General features: G+C 72.8%; 15 protein-coding genes, 3 pseudogenes and 1 riboswitch. Of the genes and pseudogenes, 8 read left to right on the top strand and 10 right to left on the bottom strand.

The features are described from left to right. Positions 1–36 precede the first annotated feature (36 nt). From BM051_RS30605 to BM051_RS30595, 3 pseudogenes are all read left to right on the top strand, one after another. Positions 37–663, top strand: a pseudogene (locus BM051_RS30605) (DNA gyrase subunit A); the annotation flags it as partial. Between the two features lie 27 nt (positions 664–690). After that, a pseudogene (locus BM051_RS30600) lies at positions 691–1,338 on the top strand (LAGLIDADG family homing endonuclease); the annotation flags it as partial. A 390-nt stretch (positions 1,339–1,728) separates the two neighbouring features. Then, positions 1,729–3,810, top strand: a pseudogene (locus tag BM051_RS30595) (DNA gyrase subunit A); the annotation flags it as partial. A 747-nt stretch (positions 3,811–4,557) separates the two neighbouring features. Here the strand turns inward: BM051_RS30595 and BM051_RS03285 are convergent. The 3 genes from BM051_RS03285 to BM051_RS03275 all read right to left on the bottom strand — a co-directional run bounded on the left by BM051_RS03285 (position 4,558) and on the right by BM051_RS03275 (position 8,330). Next, a complete protein-coding gene (locus BM051_RS03285; RefSeq protein WP_092527646.1) occupies positions 4,558–6,345 on the bottom strand; it encodes a carbohydrate-binding module family 20 domain-containing protein in 1,788 nt (595 codons plus the stop codon). 303 nt (positions 6,346–6,648) lie between these two features. Further along, the gene (locus BM051_RS03280) at positions 6,649–7,002 is read right to left on the bottom strand and encodes an STAS domain-containing protein (protein ID WP_092527643.1); all 354 of its coding nucleotides are present in this window, start codon (positions 7,000–7,002) and stop codon (positions 6,649–6,651) included. Continuing rightward, positions 6,999–8,330 carry a PP2C family protein-serine/threonine phosphatase gene (locus tag BM051_RS03275; protein WP_208325933.1) on the bottom strand — a complete coding sequence of 444 codons (1,332 nt, stop codon included), beginning with the start codon at positions 8,328–8,330 and terminating at the stop codon, positions 6,999–7,001. The genes BM051_RS03280 and BM051_RS03275 overlap by 4 nt, the downstream gene beginning before the upstream one ends. Before the next feature lie 181 nt (positions 8,331–8,511). Between BM051_RS03275 and BM051_RS03270 the strand changes: the two genes are divergently transcribed. Together BM051_RS03270 and BM051_RS03265 are read left to right on the top strand one after the other, a co-directional pair. After that, on the top strand, positions 8,512–9,018 hold the full coding sequence (locus BM051_RS03270; RefSeq protein ID WP_092527640.1) for a histidine kinase: 507 nt from the start codon (positions 8,512–8,514) through the stop codon (positions 9,016–9,018). Positions 9,019–9,149: 131 nt separating this feature from the next. Further along, on the top strand, positions 9,150–9,710 hold the full coding sequence (locus BM051_RS03265; RefSeq protein ID WP_092527637.1) for a hypothetical protein: 561 nt from the start codon (positions 9,150–9,152) through the stop codon (positions 9,708–9,710). Between the two features lie 94 nt (positions 9,711–9,804). On the opposite strand, the gene BM051_RS03260 is transcribed toward BM051_RS03265, so the two are convergent. Next, positions 9,805–10,248 (bottom strand): J domain-containing protein, encoded by a 444-nt coding sequence (locus BM051_RS03260; RefSeq protein ID WP_092527634.1) that lies wholly within the window; start codon positions 10,246–10,248, stop codon positions 9,805–9,807. 94 nt (positions 10,249–10,342) lie between these two features. Beyond that, positions 10,343–10,765, bottom strand: a complete 423-nt coding sequence (locus BM051_RS03255) for an Hsp20/alpha crystallin family protein (RefSeq protein WP_092528468.1) — start codon at positions 10,763–10,765, stop codon at positions 10,343–10,345. Between the two features lie 625 nt (positions 10,766–11,390). Between BM051_RS03255 and BM051_RS03250 the strand changes: the two genes are divergently transcribed. Further along, the gene (locus tag BM051_RS03250; RefSeq protein WP_092527631.1) at positions 11,391–11,858 is read left to right on the top strand and encodes a helix-turn-helix domain-containing protein; all 468 of its coding nucleotides are present in this window, start codon (positions 11,391–11,393) and stop codon (positions 11,856–11,858) included. A 56-nt stretch (positions 11,859–11,914) separates the two neighbouring features. Here the strand turns inward: BM051_RS03250 and BM051_RS03245 are convergent, their stop codons facing one another. The 3 genes from BM051_RS03245 to BM051_RS03235 all read right to left on the bottom strand — a co-directional run bounded on the left by BM051_RS03245 (position 11,915) and on the right by BM051_RS03235 (position 15,059). After that, the gene (locus BM051_RS03245) at positions 11,915–12,745 is read right to left on the bottom strand and encodes an alpha/beta fold hydrolase (protein ID WP_092527628.1); all 831 of its coding nucleotides are present in this window, start codon (positions 12,743–12,745) and stop codon (positions 11,915–11,917) included. Positions 12,746–12,839: 94 nt separating this feature from the next. Continuing rightward, a complete protein-coding gene (locus BM051_RS03240) occupies positions 12,840–13,229 on the bottom strand; it encodes a hypothetical protein (RefSeq protein ID WP_092527625.1) in 390 nt (129 codons plus the stop codon). Positions 13,230–14,030: 801 nt separating this feature from the next. Next, positions 14,031–15,059, bottom strand: a complete 1,029-nt coding sequence (locus BM051_RS03235; RefSeq protein ID WP_243859525.1) for a M14 family zinc carboxypeptidase — start codon at positions 15,057–15,059, stop codon at positions 14,031–14,033. A 157-nt stretch (positions 15,060–15,216) separates the two neighbouring features. Here BM051_RS03235 and BM051_RS03230 point away from each other — a divergent pair, with 157 nt between their 5' ends. Beyond that, positions 15,217–16,017 (top strand): SAM-dependent methyltransferase, encoded by an 801-nt coding sequence (locus tag BM051_RS03230; RefSeq protein ID WP_092527622.1) that lies wholly within the window; start codon positions 15,217–15,219, stop codon positions 16,015–16,017. A gap of 19 nt (positions 16,018–16,036) precedes the next feature. Here BM051_RS03230 and BM051_RS03225 read toward each other — a convergent pair whose 3' ends face one another. Both BM051_RS03225 and BM051_RS03220 read right to left on the bottom strand, forming a co-directional pair. Beyond that, on the bottom strand, positions 16,037–17,716 hold the full coding sequence (locus BM051_RS03225; RefSeq protein ID WP_092527619.1) for an AMP-binding protein: 1,680 nt from the start codon (positions 17,714–17,716) through the stop codon (positions 16,037–16,039). Beyond that, the gene (locus tag BM051_RS03220) at positions 17,713–18,561 is read right to left on the bottom strand and encodes a hypothetical protein (RefSeq protein WP_092527616.1); all 849 of its coding nucleotides are present in this window, start codon (positions 18,559–18,561) and stop codon (positions 17,713–17,715) included. The genes BM051_RS03225 and BM051_RS03220 overlap by 4 nt, the downstream gene beginning before the upstream one ends. A gap of 178 nt (positions 18,562–18,739) precedes the next feature. Between BM051_RS03220 and BM051_RS03215 the strand changes: the two genes are divergently transcribed. Continuing rightward, on the top strand, positions 18,740–19,438 hold the full coding sequence (locus tag BM051_RS03215) for a hypothetical protein (protein ID WP_092527613.1): 699 nt from the start codon (positions 18,740–18,742) through the stop codon (positions 19,436–19,438). A 433-nt stretch (positions 19,439–19,871) separates the two neighbouring features. Beyond that, positions 19,872–20,041, top strand: a riboswitch (cobalamin riboswitch). Positions 20,042–20,067: the final 26 nt, after the last annotated feature.

Here is a 20,067-nt window from a genome sequence, read left to right as displayed (position 1 = left end):
CAGTCGAGCCCGAGCACCACGAGGAGAAGCCACAGCATGGCCCGCCGCAAAGCCGTCACCACCCGGGTGGACCCGGCCGCCTTCGACCAGCCGGGCGCGCAGGTCTTCGACAACCCGGTGAAGACCGAGATCGAGGACTCCTACCTCGAGTACGCCTACTCGGTGATCCACTCCCGGGCGCTGCCGGACGCGCGGGACGGGCTCAAGCCGGTGCACCGCCGGATCCTGTTCTCGATGAACGAGAACGGCTACCGGCCGACCCACGCGTACGTGAAGTCCTCCCGCGTGGTCGGTGACGTGATGGGCCGCTACCACCCGCACGGCGACACCGCCATCTACGACGCCATGGTCCGCCTCGCCCAGGACTTCTCGATGAACGTGCCGCTGATCGACGGGCACGGAAACTTCGGAAGCCCAGACGACGGCCCGGCAGCGAGCCGCTACTGCGTGGTAGGAGACACCCGTGTCCGGCTGGCCGACGGGTCGAGCCCGCGGATCGCCGACGTGGTGAACCTGCCGGCGGACAGCGAGGCGGACGCCGACTTCGAGGTCCTCGACAAGGACGGGAAGGCCGTCCAGGTGGACAAGGTCTTCAACTCCGGCGTCCACCCCACGTTGCGCATCACCACCAAGTCCGGTTTCTCGCTGCGCGGGAGCGAGAACCACCTCGTGCTGTGCCTCGAGGCACCCATGGGAGTGCCGCTGTTCCAGTGGCGGCGACTGGACGAGCTCCAGCCGGGCGCGGTGGTCTGCGTCGCGCGCAACGCCTGGCAGCAGGCCGTGCCCACGGCGCGGGAGTACACACTGGGTGTTCTGGCTGGGGCCTGGGTGTCGGAGGGGTTCGCCAACGACACCCGAGCAGGATTCAACAATACCGACGAACATTTCTTCGGCGAGGTTCTGCATGCCTACGATCAGGTGGTCGGCGGCCACCGCTACGTCTACGAGCGGCACACCCGAGGAGATCGCAAACGAATCCATGAGCTCGACATCCAGGAGCACTCCGGCGGTATGGCGGCTTTCCGGACCAGCCCGTTGGGGGAGCTCGTCGGGTACCAGTCGCGGGACAAGCACGTGCCCGAGTTCGTCTGGAACGGCGGCTGGGGGGTCAAGCGGGCGTTCCTGATGGCCGCGTTCGAAGGCGACGGCGGGCCACGCGTTGCGCACGACGGGTTCACCATCCAGTACAGCACCTACAGCGAGCGCCTCGCCAAGGAGATCCAGGAGCTGCTCGCCGAGTTCGGGATCATCGCCTGCCACCGGCGCTACACGCGGAAGAATGGCAGCGTCGAGCATCGACTCGTCATCTCGGGTCCGCGCGACGTGCGCGGGTTCGCCGAGCGAGTGGGTTTCCTGAAAACCAAGCAGGCCAAGCTGCGAAAGCTGGTCAGCCGCGCGCCGATGCGCCCCCACCGGCTGAGCGGCGACCGGGTGCCGTTCGTCGCGGACTACGTGCGGGGTGCCCTGGACTTCGACCGGCGCGGCAGTGGGCGGAAGTGGCTGACCAAGCACAACTTCGACCGCGTCGAGCGCTGGGAGACCGAGCGACTGCGAATCATCGACCGGATCAAGGACACGGACGTGCTCCGCACGATCCTACCGGTCATGGACTCCGGCTACCGCTTCGAGGAGGTCACGGAAGTCCAGGCCGCCGAGCCGGCGGAGGTGTACTCGGTCCGGGTGCGGTCGGAGGACCACTCGTTCCTCGCCGGTGGCTTCGTCAACCACAACACCGAGGCGCGGATGTCGCCGGAGGCGATGTTGCTCGTCGGGGAGCTCGGCGAGGACACCGTCGACTTCCAGCCGAACTACGACGGGTCGCTGCGGGAGCCGTCGGTGCTGCCCGCGGCGTTTCCCAACCTGCTGGTCAACGGCACGTCCGGGATCGCCGTCGGCATGGCGACCAACATGATCCCGCACAACCTCGGCGAGGTCATCCAGGCCGCGCGGTGGCTCATCCACCACCCCAACGCCACGCTCGACAAGCTGATGGAGTTCGTGCCGGGCCCGGACCTGCCGACCGGCGGCATGCTGCTCGGCCTGGACGAGGTCCGCAAGGCCTACGAGACCGGCCGCGGCGTGGTGCGGATGCGGGCGAAGGCGACCACCGGCCCGCTGGAGGGCAGCCGGGGCCGCCAGGCCATCACGGTCACCGAGCTGCCCTACGGCGTCGGCCCGGAGAAGGTGATCGAGAAGATCACCGACGAGGTCAACAAGTCGAAGCGGCTCACCGGCATCGCCGACGTCAAGGATCTCACCGACCGGGAGAACGGCACCCGGCTGGTCATCGAGTGCAAGGTCGGGGTGAACCCGCAGGCGCTGCTGGCCGACCTGTACCGGCTCACCCCGCTGGAGCAGTCGTTCGGCATCAACAACCTCGTGCTGGTCGACGGCCAGCCCCGCACGTTGGGCCTCAAGGCACTGCTCGAGGTGTTCCTCGCCCACCGCTACGAGGTGGTCACCCGGCGGACCCGGTACCGCCGCCGCAAGCGCGAGGAGCGCCTGCACCTGGTGGAGGGCCTGCTCAAGGCACTGCTCGACATCGACAGGGTGATCAAGCTGATCCGCGGCAGCGAGAACGCCCAGGCCGCCAAGGAAGGCCTGATGCGGCGGTTCGACCTGTCCGAGATCCAGGCGACCTACATCCTCGACACCCCGCTGCGTCGGCTCACCAAGTACGACAAGCTCGAGCTGGAGGCCGAGCAGGACCGGCTGCGCGCGGAGATCGCCGAGCTGTCCAAGATCCTCGACGACGAGTCGGTGCTGAAGAAGGTCGTGTCGAACGAGCTGGCCAGGATCGCGAAGGAGTTCCCCACGGAGCGGCGCACCGCGCTGATCGACGGCGACCTCAAGGAGGTACTGGCCGCCTCGCGCCCGGCGGGGCCGCTGGAGATCGCCGACGACCCGTGCCAGGTGCTGCTGTCGGCGACCGGTCTGGTCGCCCGCACCGCCGCCGAGTCGGAGGAGGTGCCCGAGGCGCGCCGGCGCAGCGGCAGGGTGAAGCACGACGCCGTGGCCGCCGTGGTGCACTCCACCGCGCGCGGCCAGGTGCTGCTGGTGACGAACCGGGGCAGAGCGGTGAAGACGGAGGTGCTGCCGCTGCCCGTGCTGCCCGAGCAGTCCGGCACCGTGTCGCTGCGCGGCGGGATGGCCGCGCGCGAGCTGGTGCCGCTGGACAAGGGCGAACGGGTGGTCGGGATCGCCCCGCTGGGCGAGCAGGCCGCCGGCTCACCGGGCCTGGCGCTGGGCACCCGGCGGGGCGTGGTGAAGGTGGTCGCGCCGGAGTGGCCGGTGCGCTCGGACGAGTTCGACGTCATCTCGCTCAAGGACGGCGACGAGGTCGTCGGCGCGACGTGGCTGACCGACGGCGAGGAGACGCTGGCGTTCGTGACGTCGACCGCGTCGTTGCTGCGGTACTCCGCGTCGCTGGTGCGGCCGCAGGGCCTGAAGGGCGGCGGGATGGCCGGCGTCAGCCTGGCTCCGGATGCCGAGGCGGTGTTCTTCGGCGCGGTGCGCACCGACGACGACGAGCACGGCGAGCCGATGGTGGTCACCGCGACCGGGGTGAGCGTGAAGGTGACACCGCTGGCCGAGTACCCGGCGAAGGGCCGGGCGACCGGCGGCGTGCGGGCCCAGCGGTTCCTCAAGGGCGAGACGCGGCTGGCCGTCGCGTGGATCGGCCCGCGGCCGGCGGGCGCGCAGCGCAACGGCGACCCGGTGGAGCTGCCCGAGGTGGACCACCGCCGCGACGGCTCGGGCGCTGCCCACCCCGGCCCGGAGGTCGTCGGCCACCTCGTCGAGCGCGGCTGAACCGCTACCGCCCGAGCACAGCGTCGTGAGTGTGCTCGTCGAGGTCCGCGACGAAAGCTCCGGTTCGCCACGGACGAGGAAGCTGGTGGCACGTGCGCACGATCGGGGCCAAGTCGAGTTGCAGCCGCGAGAAGGAGGAAGAGCCCGACCCGGTTGTCGATGTCCACGATCGCGGCGGTGAACCGCTAGATGCCCTCCTCGATCTGCCTGCTACGTCCCGTCCGATCCCCTCGAGTACGGGCGGGCCAGGAGGAACTGGTAGCGCGCACCCGGGCGGGTGCGGCCAGCCGCGCTGTCCCGTCGTGCGCTCGAGCGTTGGATGCTCGCGGTGTGCGGCTGTGCCAGCCAAGTGACATCGAGCCCTTCGGCGGTGTGCCGCACGCGCGGGCGAGATCGGCCCAGGACCAGCCCCGGGACTCTCGCAACCGGCGCAGAGTCTCGCTCACCGCGGCACTTTCCACCATGACGCACTCCTTCCACCTGATCACCCGCGAACGATGAGCCGTGCTTGTCGTGCGCCGCGGCGTAGTTCGGTCTGTACCAGGTGCCACTGAGCCGGCCGAACGGTTGGCGTTCTGTCGCGCGCTGCTGGAAGCGATGGTGTCGGACTGGGAGTACCGCTAGGACGAGGTCTGGCACCGGCAAACGCGCGGTTCGGTGCAACGGTGCATCGCCTCCTACGAGGTACGGCTCGCCGACGAAGCGCCGTGACAACATCCACGACGCGTCGTCCGAGGGTGCGAGCGGTCAGCGCCAGGTGGCGATGAGGGTCGTCGGGCCGGTGACCGTGTGCTGCCGGTTCGGGCCGGACTCCCAGACCACGTTGCCGTCCGGCGCGCGCTTGACCAGCTTGTATTCGAACCGCTGCCCCTCCGGCAGGCGTACGGACCCCGTCCACACCGGGTAGTCCCGCGCGGACAGCGCCACCCCGCGCGCCGGGTCCCACCCGCCGAGCTGCGGGACGTCGCCGACCACCAGCACCTGCTGCCCCCACCACGTGCTCGCCGTGGCGGAGAAGGCCACCTCGACCCGCGCGGCGTCACCCAGCCGCGCGGCCACGTGCAGGGCCACACCGTGGTTCGCCGGGATCTCCGCGGTGAACGACCCACCGGAGACGGCGACCGTACCGCCGGTGCACCGCCCGGTGCGGCGGTCGAACGTCCCGCGTGCCACGTCGCAGTAGGTCCCGTCCGGGAGGCCGGTGCGGAAGGTGGCCCGCCACGGGGTGCCGGTCGCGTTGAACGCGGCGTACCCCTTGTCGCCCCGGGCGAACGCCAGCCGGCCGGGGCCGTCGGTGACCACAGAGGACATCCCGGTGCCGGCGGTGGCGTTGCGGAAGCCCGGCATGCCGGCCACCCGCGGGTCGCGGTGCTCGCAGACCCACGCCGCGCTGCCGCAGTCGGTCGGCAGGGTGGTCCCGTCGGCGGTGCTCGGCGGCCCCTGCGCGGTCACCGCGCCGAAGGCGTAGCTCGACATCACCTGCGGCGTGCCGTACGGGTGGGCCATCATCAGCGCGTCGGCGAGGTAGTACCGGTCGCCGTCCTTGTAGGTCAGCGTCGGGTCCGACCGCTGCGTGTCGTGGTTGTCGATGAACACCACCGACTGCGCGCCGGTGAGCCCACCGTGGTCCGGCAGGTCGGCCAGCCGCGTGAGGTCGCCGTCGCGCACGGCGGCCGACACCGCGCGCTGGTAGTCGAAGTTGGTGACCCTGCCCAGCGCCGTGTAGTCGGTGTAGGGCACGGTCGCGTCGCCGTACACCTCGTGGAACAGGTCGGGCCGGCCGCCGAAGCCGGGCACGTCGTGCAGCCGGGAGACGATGTCGGCCAGGTGCTCGGCCTGCACGTGCTTGGCCGCGTCCACCCGGAAACCCGCGACGCCGAGGCCGATCACCGAGTTCATGTACTTCGCGATCGCGGCCCGCACCCGCGGATCGGCGGTGTTGAGGTCGGCCAGGTCGAGCAGCTCGCAGTCCTGCACCTCGGCCTTGCTCGACCAGTCGCTGATCGCCCGGTAGCACGGCCCGAAGTCGGGGCGGTCGTAGCGGTCACCGGACCCGTCGCCGAACAGGTCGGGGTAGTCGTACTTGCCGAACACACTGCCCGCGCTGCCCGGGCCGCTGCCGACGGAGCCGGTGCCGGTCATGTGGTTGAGCACCATGTCGACATAGATACGAACGCCCTGCGCGCGGCACCGCTCGACCATGTCGACGAACTCGGCCTTCGTCCCGCGCCGGGTCCGGTCCAGCCGGTAGGAGACCGGTTGGTAGTCCTGCCACCAGGGGTACGCGGCGCCCTCCGCCTCCGGCAGCACCACGTGCTCCTGGGGCGGGGAGACCTGGACCCCGCCCCAGCCGCCGGGGCCGAGCGTCGTCTCGCACTCCTCGGCGATCGAGCTCCACCGCCACTGGAAGAGGTGCACGATCGCGTCGCCGCTGCTCGGCGCGGCCGCGGCCCTCGGCGTGGCCGCCGTGACGGCGGGCAGGGACAGGGTGGCGACGGCGGCGAGTGTCGCGGTCGCCCAGTTGCGGAGTCTCATCGGGCTCTCCCGTCGGGCGGGGACTTCGGGAAGAACTCTGAAAACTTGCGCAAGACTTTCAGGGTTGGGTCACGGTAGCAGCGCTTCGCCGCCAGAGGAACCCTATCTTTCTGCGGGACCTGGGTTGCGCAAGGAGTTGCAAGCAGTTGCGCCCCGACTTGGGCAGTCGGTCCGGCGTGAGTGCCGGCGTCGCGACAGGAGCGGCCAACACGGTGACGGGAGCGGCGAACACGGTGACCGGAGCGGCGAACACGCGGGCACAGACCGCGGACACGTGTACACGGGGCGCGGACACGGCAGTGGTCAGGGGGTGCGGAGGGCCTCGGTGACGTCGGGGTGGGTGGGCAGGTGCTCGTCCAGGCCGCCCATCCGCAGGGCACGGACCACGTTCGCCGGCGCCGCCGCGATCGACACCCCGCCGGACTGCCCGTGCAGCCGCCGCCAGATGCCGAGCAGCGCGCTCATCCCGGAGGAGTCGCAGAACGTCACGGCGGAGAAGTCGAGCACCAGGTGCCGCACGTCGGGCTCGACCGAGCCGAGCACGCGGTCGTGCAGGGCCGTGGCGGTGGAGTGGTCGATCTCGCCGGTGACCTTGAGCAGGAGCCGGTCCCCGTCCCGCTGGGCGGGACCGACGTCGATCTCGGAGGGCTCGATCATGCCCGTTCGCGCACCTCCTCGAACCCGGTCCCGGACCGGGACACGGTCACCGCCAGGATCGCCACGTCGTCCGTTCGGTCGTCGCCGAGCTCGTCGAGCACGACCGTCGCCTTCTCGATCAGCGCCGCCGCGCCCAGCCCCGCGCACCCGGGCAGGAACGACCGCAGCCCCTCCTCACCGAACAGGGTTCCGGCGGCGGTGGTCGCCTCGGTGAGCCCGTCGGTGTGGAACACGAGCGCGTCGCCCGGTGCCAGCGTCGTTCGGTGGGTGGCGAACGTGGCGGTTGGCAGCAGCCCCAACAGCGTCCCGCCGGGTGTCTCCAGTGGCTCGACGCGGCTGTCGGCGGCCACTCGCCAGGCCGGCGGGTGGCCGCCGGAGGCCACCGTGGCCCGCCATCCGGTGCCCGGCTCCGGCGTGAGGATCGCGAGCACCACCGTGCAGAACAGCGGCCGTTCGTCGCCGACCTGCTCGGCGATCAGTGCGGCGTTGAGCTCGGCGAGGACCTCGGTCGGGTCGTCGTGGTGCAGCGCCAGCGAGCGCACGGTGTACCGGACGAACGAGGTCAGCGACGCCGCCGGCGCTCCCTTGCCGCAGACGTCGCCGAGCACCACCGCCCACCGGTCGCCGGGCAGCGCGAAGACGTCGTAGAAGTCGCCGCCGACCTGCCGCGGCGAGGCCGTGCGGTACTGGCTGGCCAGCTCGAGCCCGTCGATCGCGGGCAGCGTGGGCGGGACGAGGGTGCGCTGCAGCGTCCTGGCGAAGTCCTCGAGGTCGGCCCGGTCGCGCTCGACCCGCTCGCGCAGCCGGCGCTCGGAGCGCAGGGTGCGCAGCGCCGAGAGCCGCAGCTCCAGCTGGTCCATCACGATCGCCGCGAGGTCGTTGAGCGTGGCCATGCCGGCCTCGTCGATCTCGCGGGGCCGGGTGTCGAACACGTTGACCGTGCCGAGCCGGTGGCCGTCGGTGGTGACGATCGGCGCGCCGGCGTAGAACCGCACCCCTAGTTCGCCGGTGACCAGCGGGTTGTCCCGGGACTGCGGGTCGCTGGCGGCGTCGTTGATTACGTGCACCTCGTCGCCGAGTATCGCCGACGCGCACAACCCCGGGTCGCGGCCGATCTGGGTGACCCCGTCCAGCCCGTGCGTGGCCTTGAACCAGATGCGGTCCTCGTCGACGATCGACACGGTCGCCACCGGCACGTCGAACCAGCGCGCCGCGAGCGTGGCGATCCGGTCGAACGCCCCGTCGGGCGGGGTGTCCAGGATGTCGTAGCGCCGGACGGCGGCCAGCCGCCCCGCCTCGACCGTGCGGTCGCGCTGCGTCAGTGTCACGTCAGCACCGCCCCTTCATGCCTCCACCATCGCACACCCGCCGGCGACGCGCGGGGGCGCGCCCGTTGCCGGACGGTGATCGACCGGGCACGGACGGACCCACCCCTTCTGGCTACGCGGGGCGCGGGTTGGCAAGATACGGCTTTCGCGGCGCAGGACCGGAGACGATGGAAGGGGCAGCGTGAACTCCCAGACCGCCCAGGTCGACGATCTCCAGCTTGTCTCGATGCCCAGCGCGGTGAGCTGCGCGAACCTGTTCGTGCGGTTCACCCTCACCGAGTGGTCGTTGCGACCGCTGGTGGAGGAGGCGGGGCGGGCCGTGTCGCGGTTCGTGTCGGCGGTGGTGGACCGGGCGGATCCGCGGGAGCCCGGTTTCCTCACGGTGCGGCTGCGGTTGAGCGGTGAGTACCTGATCGTCGAGGTGGAGGACGACCAGTCGCCCGCGTCGGCCGCGGCGCCGGTAATGGAGGGCCGGCGCACCGGGGTGGAGCGGGTGGCCGGGACGGGCAGGCTGGTGTGGTGCGAGCTGCCGTTGCCGCCCGGGACGAGCGCCACGGACGTACGGCTGCCCCGGCGGTCCGAGCGGCGGCGGTCTTTGGTGACCGAGCAGATGCGCGGGGAGCCGGTGGAGGTGGACCCGCGGCTCGTCGAGCGGATCCTCACGGGATTGAGCCGCACGGGCGACTGAGCCGGTTTCTCTTGTCTCCCGCGGAACTTTCCGCGGGGTCGGGTCGTTGGTCACACCGTGCCGGCCCTGGAAGCGCGAAGGGCCCCGGCGTCATCTCCCGCCAGTCTCCGATCCACAGTGGAGGGTGCACGGTGGCCGTCCTGGACAACGCCGTCGACGCCGCGGAGCCGGTTCCCGCCGAGTTCGGGCTCGCGTGGCGCGGGTACGCGCCGGACCAGGTGCGGCGGTACGTGGTCGGGCTGCGCGAGGAGCTGCGCCGGGTGACCGATCAGCGGGACGCCCTGGTGGCGGAGCTGGCGGCGGCCCGTGCGGAGAACCGCGAGCTGCGCGACCGGGTCGACCGCATCTGCCGGACGCCCCTCCCGCCGGACGCGTTGCAGGACCGGTTGCGCCGGATGCTGGAGATCGCGCACGAGGAGGCGGGCGAGATCGAGGCCACCGCACGGGCGGAGAGCGCGGCGCGCGCGGAGCGCCTGCTCGACGACGCGCGGGCGGCGGCCGAGGAGATGGTGGCCGAGGCGCGCGCGACGGCTGAGCGGATGCTCACCGAGGCCCGACGGCGGGCGGAGGCGCTGCTGCTGGTGCGGGATCGGGTGGCCGAGCAGCTCGGCGGCGCCCGGCGGGTGGTGGCCGAGGCGGGCGACCTGCTGCGCCCGGGACCGGCCGAGGCCCGGGATCCCGCGGACGGATGAGGGCCCTCCTGGGTCGGTGAGGGTGGGTTCGCGGCTGGCTGGGGTGGTGGTGCCGGGTTCGCGGCTTTGTCCGTCCCGATGGGTGGCGTGGTGTTCAGTCCGGGTGGTAGCGGACCGGGCCGGCGCGCAGGTCGGGCTCGCGCCGCGGTCGGGGGCGGTGCACCCGCACCTCGATCCGGGTGGGGCCGCCGGTTCTCGGATCGTCGCGATCGGTGGAGCCCGGCTCCGGCCGGTCATCACCGGAAGTCTGGTGGGCCGCCGGGTGTGCCCGCTGGTCGGCCTCCGTCCGAGCGCTCCGCTGGGCCCGCCCCGAGCGGGAGCCGCGGCCGCGCTGGTGGCTACTCTCCGCCCGCCGCCTGGTGCGGAGCCGGTGATACGCGGCCACCACGGCGGCGAACCGCTCCGGATCCGCGCAGTGCTGGGCGTCCGGGTGCAACGCCCGGACCAGCGCCCGGTACGCGGCGGTGAGCTCGGCGTCCGTCGCCGTCGCCGGCACACCGAGCACCGCGTAGGGGTCGGGACGTTCACGCCCACGCATTCCGACACCTCGATCGGGGAACACGGCGATATGACGAACGCCGGCTCCGCGGAGCCGGAGCCGGCGGGTTCGCGCTGATCCTGGTGACCGGCGGTCAGGCGTTGATCTGCTTCGCCTCGGTGCCGCCGGAGATGGCGATCTTGCGCGGCTTCGCCCGCTCGGCCACCGGGATCCGCAGTCGGAGCACACCACTGTCGTAGTGGGCCTCGATGTTGTCGGTGTCCAGGCTCTCACCGAGGAACAGCTGCCGCGAGAACGTGCCGCGCGGTCGCTCGGACACCTGGACGTCGACGTTGTCGCCCAGCTCGACCTTGCGCTCCGCCTTGACGGTCAGCACGTTGCGCTCGACGTTCAGGTCGATCGACTCCGGCGAGACGCCCGGCAGGTCGAACTCGACCACGAACTCGTCACCCGAACGGTAGGCGTCCATCGGCATCGCCACGGGTCGGGTCAACGTGCCGAACATCTGCTGGGTCAACCGGTCGAGCTCACGGAACGGGTCGGTCCGCATCAGCATCATGCATCGCCTCCTTCAAGGGCCAACTCTTGGAACCCGCATACATGCCAACGGTCGACTCAAGTTTTTTGTTCCCGCTGATGTAAGTGTTGCCTGTCCGTCCTGCCGGCGCCCCGCCGGACCGTCCCGGCGGGGCGCAGTACGGGAGGGTTGGAACGATGGCGTCACCGGGGCGGGTGGGCCGGAGGCGAGCGTTGCCGCGGCTCCGTGCCACACCGGTGGCGACGAGCGCGAGAGCGCACCTGGAAAGGAGGACCGGGAGGGAGCCCGGAAGGCGGCGCCGGTCGGGGGAGGGGCGACCGGCGCCGAGGGGTGGGCGGGACCACGTCGGTCGCGGGGTGGGAGGCGAACTCGGCCGCCACGATCGCGGCGAACTCGGCGTTCACCCACTCCGGATCGGCGCACAGCAGGTCGACGACGGCGTCGTCGGCAGGGGGTACCACCGGTGCCGGTCGCACGTCATCACGCATCGCGATCACCCTCCCGGCGGACCACTGTCACCCGGCAGTTGACCGATCTACTTTTCTTATAATGACGAGTGCAGGTTTTGTCAACCAGCTACGCAAGATAAGGTGATGTTCGAGCTGGACGCGATCAGGACGGCGACGAGGTGAGGTCGAGCGGCATGGAAGGCCAGGGCAGGCAGGCCCGCGACGACGGGTTCCGGCACGGCGAGGTGGGCACGACGCGGCTGGACAGGCTCGACGACGAGCACTACCCCGCCTACACCACGGGGCAGGCCGCCGAGCTGCTCGGGGTGGAGCAGCCGTTCCTGCGCAGCCTGGACACCGCCGGCGCGGTGTCGCCGCAGCGGTCCAGCGGGGGCCACCGTCGCTACTCGCGGCACCAGCTCGGCGTGGCCGGCCGGCTGCGCGAGCTCGTCGACGAGGGGCACACGCTGGCCGCGGCCCGGCGCATCCTCGACCTGGAGGCCGAGCTGGCCGAGGCCCGCGCGGAGATCGCCCGGCTGCGACGCCTCGACGCGGGCGGCACGCCGAACGGCGACGGTGGCCCGAACGGGAACGGAGGTCGCACCGGGACGAGCGCCCCCGCCGGGGACGACGGTGCCGCCGGAGCGGGCAGGGCGGGCTGACCCGGGCCGGCCCGGCCCTGGCGCCCCGGACCGGCCGCTGCCGCTCGCGCCGCCGCTCACTGCCCGAGATGGCGCAGCAGCAACCCGGTGAGCAGCTCCGGCACCTCCTCGGGCACCCAGTGGCTGACGTCCTCCAGCATCTCGAACGTGTACGGCCCGGTCACCCAGTTCTCCGTGTCGAGCGCGGCCGTGGAGCCGAACGCGACGTCCTCGGTGCTCCACACGTACAGGGTCGGCACGCTGATCCTGCCGATGCGGCCGTCCGGGCGCCCCGCGCGGTACCAGTTCAGCGCCGCGGTGAGCGCGCCGGGCTCGCGCAGCCGGCGCACGTACTCGTCGACCCGGCTCGGCGGCACCTTCCACTCGAACATCCGCCGCAGCGCCTCGGCGCCGTCCGCCAGCATCCGCCGCTCGGTGACCCCGCGCTGCCGCCACTCGATCATGTACCCGGAGCGCAGCCGCTGGTCGTCGTCCGTGCGGAGCGCCGCCGCGAGCGCGCCGGGGTGCGGGGTCGACACCGCGGTGAGGGTGCGCAGCCGGTCGGGGTGCGCGTCGGCGGTCCACCACCCCACGGCCGCGCCCCAGTCGTGCCCCGCCAGGTCGAACCGGGACCAGCCGAGCGCCTCGGCGATGCCCAGCACGTCGCCGACGAGCTCGCCGATCCCGTATGCCGCGGGGTCCTCCGGCCGCACCCCGGGCGAGTAGCCGCGCTGGTCCGGTGCCACCGCGCGGAAGCCGGCAGCGCCGAGCGTCGCCACCTGGTGCTCCCACGAGACGGCCGCTTCCGGGAAGCCGTGCAGCAGCAGCACGGGCCGGCCGTCCGCCGGGCCCGCGGCGATCGCGTCGAAGGTGCCCGCCGCGGTGGGGATACCGATCTGCTCGATCACGGGCCGAGGCTAGCGCGGGTCACCGACACCGCCGTGCTGGGACACCGCCGCCCCGTGCCATGAAGGTGGCCTTCATGGCGTTTTCCGCGGCGGTTCAGTGGATGAACAGCCCGGCCGACCGCAGCGACTCCTCGACGCGCAGGCGCTCCATCTCGCGCTCGATTCCCTCGGGCAACCGGTCGAGCGTGTGCTCGACGTCGAGTGCCACGCACGCCTGGATCAGCAGTGCGTCGTAGGCCTGGCGGGCGCCACGCCGGCGCACCACCGGCGTCCCCTCCTCGAAGTCGGCCAGCGTTCGGCGGACCCGGCGCAGGTCGGCGGCCAGGCGCTCGATCGGCGGGTGCGGCATCGCCGGCGTGGTGCGGCGCACCGTCTGGGCGAACGCGACGAGCCGTAGCGCGGCCCAGAACACCATCACGGGTGTCACCGCCACCACCGCGTACACCATCAGGTTCGTCAGCGGGAAGCCGGACACGTCGGCCATGCCTCATTCTAGGGCGCCCGGGCCGCTCCGAAAGGGCGTCCGGGAGGTGGGATGGTCCGAACGGACGCAGGGGCCGAACGGGGGAGTGGTTCCGCCGAAACCCGCCGTGACCCGTCGAACGGGCGGGGCCGAACGGGCGAGTCTCGCCGGTAACGGGTGGTCGAGGGTGTCGATATGTCCGCCGGAAGCGTCCCCTGGCCGAGGCGGTGTCGGCGCCGGCTCGGGCTTCAATCGTTCTCGTTGGGTCAACAACGCGCGGGTCTCAGCAGCACTTACTCGCACCCGGGGAAACTGGAGAGTTCGACAAGCGGAATCTCTGCTGGAAGGTGGCGCGGCGTCGCCATAGTTGTTCTAATAATCTGGTTTTCGTGCTTTGTCGTAACTCTCCCGTTTGGGTTAGCTGACGTGGTATTCTTGATTGTATTCGCCACGGTGCTGACTCTGCTTATTATTGCGGTGGGATCAATCTTGCGGCTTTTGGACAAGAAGAAGTCGCGGTAGGGCGGCTCTCGAAGTGTGGAAGTGCCGCCCTGGAGGTTGGTCGTGGGGCGATGAGTGACTCTGATGAGGGCCGGACCAGGTTTGATGAGGTCTGCTCGCCCGCGCCCCGGTGGCCGTGGTTCACCGTGGGCGCGGGTGTTGGCGCTCCAGGGCTGTGCTGCCCTCGCCTACCTGGCCCTCCGTGGCACTGCCCGAGGACTGGGGCAACATCGCCGCCGTCGCGATCGTGCTGCTGCTGGGAGTCGTGCTCGGCGAGTGGTGGCGCCGGCGGGACGCCCGTAGGTGACGCACGAAACTTGGTCAGTCGGTCGCCGAGAGGGCCAGGGACTCGTCGCGGATGGGGGCGCCGCGTGGAGGGATCTGCTCGGCGAGTGCCGGGTCCACCGCCTGCAGCGTGCCGTTCGCCGCGGTCTGCGCGATCGCCAGCATCGCCGCGAATCCCGAGCGGATCTGTGCCTGCTCATGCTCCGGACCCATCGCGCTCAGCTCGACCAGCACGCTCCCGCTCCCGCGCAACCCGTACGCGTTCCGCGCGATCCCCTCGTAGTTCCCGCCCGGGTACCGCGACACGTTGCCGCCCGCGGCGGTCATCGCCCGGTGCGCCACCACCGTCACCCGCTTCGCCAGCGTCACCGCCTCCGCGGACACGTCCGGGTGCGTCGGCCACATCACCGACGCCGTGATCTCCCGCCCGGCGTCGTCCCGGTAGCGGCCCTGCATGTGGTAGTCCACCACGATCGCCGGCGACGTCTCCGCGTAGTGCCGCTGGATCAACCCCGCCTCGGTGGCCGGGTTGTCCTCCGGCGCCAGCGACGGGTTGTGGTACCGGTTGATGTCGTAGCCCTTGCCGGGCTCGCCGAACTCGGGGTCGGCGTCCGGCGCGTAGTTGTACCGCCAGTTGAGCTCGTGCCCGTCCGGGTTCGCCCGCACGATCACGTCCACCGTCACCCGCGACCGCAACCACCGCTGGTAGGCGCTGTTGCCCACCCCGGCCTCCCGCAGGAACGCCAGCGCCGCCGGGGTACCCAGCGGCTCGTCCCCGTGCTGCTGGGTGACGTACAGGATCCGCAGCGGCCCGTGCCCCACCCGCGCGCTCCACACCGGACGACCCTGGTTGGACCGCCCGATCGGCGTCGCCCGCACCGCGCCCCGGCTGACCAGCTGCAGCTTCTGCAGCTCCACCGCCAGCTCGACCGTGCTCGGCCGGGGGTTCACCGGGCGCCACCCCCGCGCCGACCCCGGCTCGGCTTGCGCCGGTGCCACGACACCGAGCATCGCGGCGACGACCACGAACACGGACAGGACCCGGGGCAGCCGTAACCTCGCCATGGCCGCACAGTCTGCCCCGCCGGCCGGCCGGTCACAAGGTTCCCGTCCCGCCGCCGCCGACCCGACACGGCTACCCGTTCGAGTGATGTCGGCCGGGTGTCCTCATGAGCTTGCGCCGAACGGGTGCCCCAGCGCGATTAATCGGTATGGTGGGCGGATGTGTGAGCGGGTGACGATCGACGACACCATCCCCAACATTGCCCGCATCTACGACTACTTCCTCGGCGGCACCACCAACTACCCCTGCGACCGCGAGCTCGCCGAGCAGCTCCTCCGCGTCGCTCCCGAGGCCAGGACGATGGCCCGCGACAACCGGGCCTTCCTCGGCCGCGTCGTCCGCCACCTCACCGCCCGCGGCGTCCGCCAGTTCCTCGACATCGGCACCGGCCTGCCCACCCAGGAGAACGTTCACCAGGTGGCCCGCCGCATCGCCCCGGCCACCCGGGTGGTCTACGTCGACAACGACCCGGTCGTGCTCGCCCACGCCGACGCGCTGCTGGCCGGCGACCGCGCCGTCGCCGTCGCCGAGGCCGACCTCCGCCGGCCGGCGGAGCTGCTGGCCCACCCCGCCGTGCGCCGGCTGCTCGACTTCGACCGCCCGCTCGCGATCCTGCTGGTGGGCATCGTCTACTTCCTCACCGACACCGACCGCCCCTCCGACGTCGTCGCCACCCTCCGCGACGCGCTCCCGCCCGGCGGCTACCTCGCGATGTCCCACGTCGTCTCCGACGGCCGGTCCGACCTGCTCGGCCGCGCGCAGGAGCTCTACCGCGGCTTCCTCCGCCGCGGTGGCGATGCCCGCCGCACCCGCGCCCAGGTCGAGTCGTTCTTCGCCGGCCTGGAGCTGGTGCCACCGGGCCTGGTCTACGTCGGGAACTGGCGGCCGGAAGCCGAGACCGCCGACCCGCTCGACCGGTCCGGCTGGCTGCTCGGCGCGGTGGCCCGCAAACCCGGGTAGCCGAGCCCGAAACGAGAGCTCAGCCGAGCTCGCCGCGCAGCACCTTCCCGGTGGCGTTGCGCGGAATCGTGTCGACGAACCGGAACTCCTTCGGCACCTTGTACCGCTCCAGGTCGCGGCGCAGGTGGGCCTTCAGCTCGGCGGCGTCCGGCCGCTCGGGCCCGGTGACCAGGAATGCCCGCAGCACCTGCCCGAACTCCGGGTCCGGCACCCCGACCACCGCCGCGTCCCGCACGGCGGGGTGGGTGAGCAGCGCCTCGGTCACCTCGCCGGGGAACACGTTCTCCCCGCCGGACACGATCATGTCGTCCGCGCGCCCTTCCACGTACAGCCGCCCGGCGGTATCGAGGTGGCCGACGTCGCCGGTGTCCACGTGGCCGCCGACCACCTCCTTGCCCCGCACCGTCCTTTGTGGATCGGGGGTGTAGCCGGAGAACGCCAGCCCGCCGCGGACGAAGATCGAGCCGGTCTCCCCGGGCCCGGCTGGGGTCCGGTCGGGCCGCAGGATCCGCACCGACACCCCGAGCACCGGCCGCCCCACGGTGCCCGGCGCGGCGCGGAGGTCGTCGGGACCGGCGAGGGAGACCACGCCGACCTCGGTCGAGCCGTAGCCGTTGACCAGGATGGGCCCGAACCGGGCGGTGAGCTCCGCGGCCGTGGTGGCCGGCAGCGGCGCGGCGCCGGTCATCGCGAGCCGCAGCGACGACGTGTCGTGCCGCTCGGGCACGGCCAGCAGCCGCTGGAACATCACCGGGACACCGACCAGCACGCCGACCCGGTGCCGCTCGACGGCGGCGAGGGCCCGCTCCGCGTCGAACCGCCGCGCGCACACCACGGTGCCGCCCACGCCGATGGCGCCGACGAGCATCAGCAGGCCGAACCCGTGGAAGAACGGCGGCGCGACCAGCACCCGCTCGCCGGCCCGCAGCCGCGCGGTGGCCAGCCCGCTCGCGGCGAGGCCGACCAGCCCGGCGAACCGTGGCGCCCGCGGGACTCCCTTCGCCAGCCCGGTGGTGCCGGAGGTGAGCAGGGTCAGCCGCACCGACCCGCGCACCCGCGGCGGAGCGGGACCGCCCCGCGCGGCCAACGAGTCCAGCGTGCGGCCGGCGACCCGTCCGGCAGTGGTTTCGTCAGTGGGTTCGTCAGTGGGTTCGGCGGTGGGTTCGGCGGTGGGCTCGGCGAGGACGGCCAGCCCGGTGAAGTCGGTGAAGCCGGTGACGTCGGTGACGTCGGTGACGTCCCCGACGGCGCCGGTGAACTCGTCGTCGTGCACCAGCACGTCCGGCCGGTGCCGGTCGAGGACCCTGGCGAGTTGCGCCGCGGGCAGCTCGGTGTTGACGAAGACCAGCTCGCACCCGAGCTGCGCCCCGGCGGCCAGCGCGACGAGGAAGCCGCGGTGGTTGCGGCACAGGATCGCCAGCGTGCGTGGCGGCGCCGGCAGCTCGGCGGCCAGCCCCGCGGCGACCGCCTCGGCCCGGCGCTGCACCTCCCCGTAGGTCACGACGCCGGCGTCGTCGATCATCACCGGGCGGTCCGGGTGGCGCGCCGCGGCCACGGCCAGCAGCGTCGCGGGCGTGCGGCCGAACCGGTACAGCGCGCGGGCCGCGCCGGCGGCGGCCCGCGGCCCGGCCGGGCGGAGCAGCCCGGAGGTGGCGAGCGCGGCGAGCGCCCCGGTCGCGGTGCGCAGGGGCGTGCTCATGCCGGCTCCGCACGAGGCGGCATCAGGGGGAGGGGCACGGTCAGGGTGCCGGCGATCGTGCCGAGCCACCCGAGCAGGCCGGTGAGCGGCACGGTGGCCAGCCGGTCCCGCCAGGCGTCGGCCGTGCCGCGCAGCACGACCTCCCCGGCGCCGGTGTCCACCCCGGTGAGCCGCAGCCCCACCGGGCCGTCGCGCAGTGCCGGCAGGGACACCGGAACGTGGCGCAGCCGGCGGGGCAGCCGGATCCGCCGGCCGAGGGCGTGCGCGGCCACCGGGCGCAGCAGGACGTCCGCGTCGACCACCCGCGGCTCGACCTCGACGCTGCCCCACCACGGCCGGCGGGTCGAGCGCAGCCGCAGGGTGCCGTCGGGGTCGAGCTCGACGTCGACGCCCGGCCGGGCCTCGGCCACCCTGGCGCGCAGCACGTCGGCGGCGACGGTGATGTCGACCTCGACCGTGGCGGCGACCAGGGCGGGGGTGGGCAGCGAGCGGACCCGCACGTCCCGGCCGACCACGGTGACCCGGCGCAACGGCCCGCCCGGCCAGTCGACGTCCTCGGCCACCAGCCGCAGGTCACCCACGTCCGCCCGGCCGAGCAGCCCGACCGACGCGACGCGGCAGTCCAGCTCGCCGAGCGTGAAGGCGACGTCGTGCTCGGCGACCCGCGCGGTCAGCCGACGGCCCACCAGCCGGTCGCCCACGACGTGCACGGCGGTCTCGACCATCCCCGACGGGCTGGTCGGCACCGCCGGCATCGACACGCTGGGCAGCAAGGTGCGGCCGGCAGCGAGCAGGCTTTCCAGCTCGCGCGGCAGCCAGCCGTCGAACAACCCGGTACCGTCCACGCGTCAAGTGTTACCCGCGGTCGCGACGTGGTTGTCATCCGAGTGACAACGGTTACCCGCCCGCTTTGCCTTCCGCCGGGCGGCGTCCCTAGCATGCACCCGTCCAGGGCCGCCCGAACGGGCGGTGCCGGGTGACGGGGCTCCCGCCGGGTGGTGGGAGCCGGGTGGGAGGTGGTCGATGGCTCGGACCGCGCGCAACCCCGCGGAGCGGGTCACCGTGGCCGAGCTGGTCGGGCGGGCGCGGACGGCCCCGCTGCGCCGTCCCCGGCGGGTGGACCGGCCGGACCACCTCGCCTCCGGGACCACGAGCGCCGGCGGCGCCGGCCCGCCCGAGGACTGCACCGGCGCCGGCGGCACCGGCGGCGAGCGTGCACTCGGAACTCGGCCCCCGGAGAACGCCGCCCTTCCGGACGACACCGCGCCACTGCCGGTCGTCGTCGCACCCGAGCCGGCCCGCCGCCGCGACTCCGGCCCCCTGGCGTGGACGCTGCTGAGCGGGGCGGGCGCGGTGGTGGTGCTCGGCGTGCTGGGCGCGGTGGTGCTGGGGTCCAGCGGCCGGCAGGTCGACGGCGCGCCGCTGGTCGGTCAGCCGTCGCCGCCGGTGGTCACGGTGCCCGGCGCCGACTCCACCGCCTCCGCCGGGGAGACGCCGGCGGAGTCGGCGGAGCCGGCCGAGCCACCGCCGGCCGCGCGGCAGGAGGTGCCGGCGGGCACCCCGGAACGGCGGCCCCACGCACCGGCGCGGGAGGCGGAGGACCGGATGCGCGAGGCCCGCGAGGCCCGCGAGGCCATTGAGCCGATGCTGGAGGAGATGGAGCGTCGGATGCGCGAGGAGATGCCCGCACTCCCGCCGATGCCGCGCCCGCCGGGCTGGTGATCCCCGGGTGGCGAGCCCTACTCGCGGCCGCGCACGATGGTCGGCTCGAAGCCGTCGTCCTCCGCGCGCGGCGCCGGCACCCACGGGACCTCCGGGCTGCTCGGCAGGGTGCCGAGCGGAAGTGTCCGGCAGGCCGGGGATGCCACTGCTCCGGCACGGCGTGCCGGTTCCGTCCCCGACCTCTCCATCCTGAGGCTGTCCATCACCGCTCCCTTCACTCAGCGTCAGCACGCAGGCGAAGCCGCTGGGCGTCCGCGTGAGGCGAACACGCAGGTCGATTCACGCGTGGGCTACCCGTGCCGCACCAGGAGAAACATCGGCGACGGCGCGGATGGCATTACTCGGAGTATTGTCCTCGGCCCACCGGAGCTCAACTCGCATCCTGCTCGATTCCCCTGGTGGGGCGTGCGTTGCCAGCCTCGTACGCGGTCCGATAGCGTGACCGGGCCGTGGTGTTCGGGAAGCCGGTGCGACACCGGCGCGGCCCTCGCCACTGTGATCGGGAAGCCTACGCTCCGAACCACTGGGCGCCACCCGCCTGGGAAGGGGAGCGGCGGCGGTCGACCCGTCAGCCAGGAGACCGGCCACGGCGCGTACGGAAGGGTCATCCACGAGGTGCTGGAGGCGGC

The organism is Amycolatopsis arida (assembly GCF_900115565.1).
Taxonomy (GTDB): domain Bacteria; phylum Actinomycetota; class Actinomycetes; order Mycobacteriales; family Pseudonocardiaceae; genus Yuhushiella; species Yuhushiella arida.
Note: the sequence above shows the minus strand (reverse complement) of the source record. Positions and strands in the feature narration are given on the sequence as shown.

Excerpts from the sequence above, each read along its gene's own strand:
- BM051_RS03285 (WP_092527646.1), bottom strand. The coding sequence starts at position 6,345 with ATGAGACTCCGCAACTGGGCGACCGCGACACTCGCCGCCGTCGCCACC.
- BM051_RS03280 (WP_092527643.1), bottom strand. The coding sequence starts at position 7,002 with ATGATCGAGCCCTCCGAGATCGACGTCGGTCCCGCCCAGCGGGACGGG.
- BM051_RS03260 (WP_092527634.1), bottom strand. The coding sequence starts at position 10,248 with ATGCGTGGGCGTGAACGTCCCGACCCCTACGCGGTGCTCGGTGTGCCG.
- BM051_RS03255 (WP_092528468.1), bottom strand. The coding sequence starts at position 10,765 with ATGCTGATGCGGACCGACCCGTTCCGTGAGCTCGACCGGTTGACCCAG.
- BM051_RS03250 (WP_092527631.1), top strand. The coding sequence starts at position 11,391 with ATGGAAGGCCAGGGCAGGCAGGCCCGCGACGACGGGTTCCGGCACGGC.
- BM051_RS03240 (WP_092527625.1), bottom strand. The coding sequence starts at position 13,229 with ATGGCCGACGTGTCCGGCTTCCCGCTGACGAACCTGATGGTGTACGCG.
- BM051_RS03235 (WP_243859525.1), bottom strand. The coding sequence starts at position 15,059 with ATGGCGAGGTTACGGCTGCCCCGGGTCCTGTCCGTGTTCGTGGTCGTC.
- BM051_RS03230 (WP_092527622.1), top strand. The coding sequence starts at position 15,217 with ATGTGTGAGCGGGTGACGATCGACGACACCATCCCCAACATTGCCCGC.
- BM051_RS03225 (WP_092527619.1), bottom strand. The coding sequence starts at position 17,716 with ATGAGCACGCCCCTGCGCACCGCGACCGGGGCGCTCGCCGCGCTCGCC.
- BM051_RS03215 (WP_092527613.1), top strand. The coding sequence starts at position 18,740 with ATGGCTCGGACCGCGCGCAACCCCGCGGAGCGGGTCACCGTGGCCGAG.